Origin of the sequence: Salinicoccus siamensis, assembly GCF_042429615.1 — a bacterium.
GTDB lineage: Bacteria > Bacillota > Bacilli > Staphylococcales > Salinicoccaceae > Salinicoccus > Salinicoccus siamensis.
Genome location: NZ_JBHMAH010000024.1, coordinates 1 through 2,498, shown reverse-complemented (window position 1 = coordinate 2,498; position 2,498 = coordinate 1). Strand labels below are relative to the sequence as shown.

The 2,498-nt window shown below is 34.7% G+C and carries 6 protein-coding genes; 5 read left to right on the top strand and 1 reads right to left on the bottom strand.

Annotated elements, in window-relative coordinates:
• Positions 1 to 349: 349 nt before the first annotated feature.
• From ACFFLE_RS07790 to ACFFLE_RS07780, 3 genes are all read left to right on the top strand, one after another.
• Positions 350 to 643 carry a hypothetical protein gene (locus tag ACFFLE_RS07790; protein ID WP_380570574.1) on the top strand — a complete coding sequence of 98 codons (294 nt, stop codon included), beginning with the start codon at positions 350 to 352 and terminating at the stop codon, positions 641 to 643.
• A 116-nt stretch (positions 644 to 759) separates the two neighbouring features.
• Positions 760 to 1,026, top strand: coding sequence for a hypothetical protein (locus ACFFLE_RS07785; RefSeq protein ID WP_380570573.1), 267 nt, complete (start codon positions 760 to 762; stop codon positions 1,024 to 1,026).
• 75 nt (positions 1,027 to 1,101) lie between these two features.
• On the top strand, positions 1,102 to 1,329 hold the full coding sequence (locus ACFFLE_RS07780; RefSeq protein WP_380570572.1) for a hypothetical protein: 228 nt from the start codon (positions 1,102 to 1,104) through the stop codon (positions 1,327 to 1,329).
• A gap of 258 nt (positions 1,330 to 1,587) precedes the next feature.
• On the opposite strand, the gene ACFFLE_RS07775 is transcribed toward ACFFLE_RS07780, so the two are convergent.
• Positions 1,588 to 1,764: a hypothetical protein gene (locus tag ACFFLE_RS07775; RefSeq protein WP_380570571.1), complete on the bottom strand. Its 177-nt coding sequence runs from the start codon at positions 1,762 to 1,764 to the stop codon at positions 1,588 to 1,590.
• A 104-nt stretch (positions 1,765 to 1,868) separates the two neighbouring features.
• Here ACFFLE_RS07775 and ACFFLE_RS07770 point away from each other — a divergent pair, with 104 nt between their 5' ends.
• Complete coding sequence (locus tag ACFFLE_RS07770; RefSeq protein ID WP_380570570.1) at positions 1,869 to 2,027, top strand: hypothetical protein; 159 nt, start codon at positions 1,869 to 1,871, stop codon at positions 2,025 to 2,027.
• A gap of 71 nt (positions 2,028 to 2,098) precedes the next feature.
• Positions 2,099 to 2,498 (top strand): hypothetical protein (locus ACFFLE_RS07765; RefSeq protein WP_380570569.1); only part of this gene is annotated, 400 nt, incomplete at its 3' end.

Below are 2,498 nucleotides of genomic sequence, written 5' to 3'. Positions count from 1 at the left end.
TCTTTTACGTTTCATATACCTACCTTAACATCTCCTTCTTTCGCGTCTAAAATCCTGGGTCCATTATATTCTTTGATTTAACAATAACCTCCCTCATAGGAGTTGTCCAATCAAGTGTAGACGATTCACACAAACATTATGGAAGAAAATTAGAATTGAGTTATTACAAGAACACGATTACACTTGTTCTATTTGCAGATATGCCCCACCTGTAGAAGAATTGAAAAGACTTCACGTTCATGAAATAGAGGAGTATGCCAAAGATGAATTATTATGTATACTAAAAGATTTGAATTTAATTTGTGAATAATGCCATGCATTTCACCATATAGGAAGAACATTTAGTATTTTGGATAAGGATCGGATAAGTAAGCTGAAATCACACTTTGTGAAGGTTAATAATTGTTCAGAAGAGGACTTTGAAGAGTATTATAAAGCCGTTTTATCTCAAAAACGAAAAACAAGTTTAGAAACAATAAAAGAGCGTGTTGCTAATTATAAAGAAACAGCTATTACTAAAGAGAAATCTATTTTGGATGATACAGTTTTATATCGAATCGAAGGGAATATTCCTTATAAAGAAGAAGCTATCAAACAATTAACAGGTAAAGGATTATATCGGTTCTATGAAAATGAGGAATAACGATTTGTTGTATCAAAGAGAGGGAGTCTCTTCCTTATAATGTTAAAGAGATTTAAAGGAGAGACTAAATATTTGCCGAATAAGAAGTTGTATGAATATGAAAAAGGAGCGATGAAATGGAAGAAAAACCATCAGAAAACTTCTTGATGAACGAAGCAACCCAGATTATAAGAGAAATGAAAGGCGAAGGCCAGCTTCTTATTACTGCTTGTGTCCTCCAGGCGGATGGCGACAGACACATCACTGTCTCTGATATAGCCTCCCTCGACGAATCCCCCATCACCTATATCTACTCGATAATCCTCTATGAAGATGACCCCGACGTCCAGGAATTCTTTATTCGGCATAAGCGACTGATCGAAAATGGCTTTTACGATGATTGATTCCAAACTTTTTATTATTCCATGACACCAAAACGCCTCCTTATCACGATTATAAGATAAGGAGGCGAAGTTTTTATGTATATTTATCAGCGAATCAGTTATGACGGAAGCAACTGGCGCAGCAAGAGTATCGATACGGAGAGCCTGTTTGACGAGGATCCGTATCGGAATCAAACGCTACCCGGCAAAGAAGTACGGTTCACCCACGAACCGGTGAACGGGGACTACGATAGGTTGTGTGAGGCGTTATCTGGTGAGGTAGCCATTTCTATATACCCCGAGACACAATCGGAAGAAGGATAAAAAGGGTGAATCTTTGGTGTGATTCACAAAAAAAGAGACAAGTGCAAATGCACTTGTCTCCTCAGGCTGTTGAGAAACTTTTCTTTTTAAGATATCGCATTATGAACGATCTGTTTCTGATTGACAGTCTTTACATATTCCATTGTGACCATCTGGTTTCGTTTTATTTCGATGAAAGTCTGACAAACTTTTTTCCTTACCGCATTTTTGACATACTTTTCTGACAGTAGATTTCATTTTACTATCCCTCCTTTTGTATTAGTCCCAACCTTTTTCACCTTTATATTTAACAGCTTTTTCTCTATTAATATTAGCTTGCTCTCGAGCCCAATCTTCTTTCTTGTTATTTCCGTTTTTTGCATATGTTTTTGCTGATTTATCAAATTGGTTTGCTCTATGTTTAAACATTTCTTCTTTATTTTTGAAAAAACCCACTAAGTCACCCCTCCCTATATATCATCTTATAAATATAGTGTACTTCAATCTATATAAATAATATACTTAATATATAAAAAATTCCAAAAAAGAGGAGTGATAAGATGATAGTAGATGATGTATTAGAAACAATGAATGATGCGGAAAATGCTTTAGAAAAAATTTATGAAAGGATTGGTGAGATAGAAAAAACGAAAATAATATTAACGTTGAAAGTCGCGACGAAGCGTACACAGATATTGTTGAAGTCATACCTGAATTAGTAGAAATACTAGATGAAAGATGTAAAACACTAGATGCAAAGATTGACGATCTAAATAAAAATGAAGACTCTATGACTCCAGATGTTTACGACATAATTTCAGAGACTTATGATAAAGCATATACTTCTATACTAAACGTTCAATCTAAGTTAATAGAAATACAAAGTGAATGCTCAATAAAACTAAGCGAAGGTTATGCTGAACAACTTGAAGAAGTTGAATCAGAAGTTGAAGCTAATGAAGGAGTCACAGTGGGTAAGCTTGCTAAAGGCTTAAGAGACGCAACCTGGAACGGTGTCAAAAAAGGAATTAGTGCCGCTTGGAATAATAGAGATAAAGCAAAACAATTTATTTATGAAGAAGGACAAAAATCTCAAGATAAAATCATATTACAAAAAGAATGTAACCGTCAAGTAGAACTCAACACTTTATCCCAAATAAGATTCAACAGTTCATCCAAATTAAGACTCA

Excerpts from the sequence above, each read along its gene's own strand:
- ACFFLE_RS07770 (WP_380570570.1), top strand. The coding sequence starts at position 1,869 with ATGATAGTAGATGATGTATTAGAAACAATGAATGATGCGGAAAATGCT.
- ACFFLE_RS07785 (WP_380570573.1), top strand. The coding sequence starts at position 760 with ATGGAAGAAAAACCATCAGAAAACTTCTTGATGAACGAAGCAACCCAG.
- ACFFLE_RS07780 (WP_380570572.1), top strand. The coding sequence starts at position 1,102 with ATGTATATTTATCAGCGAATCAGTTATGACGGAAGCAACTGGCGCAGC.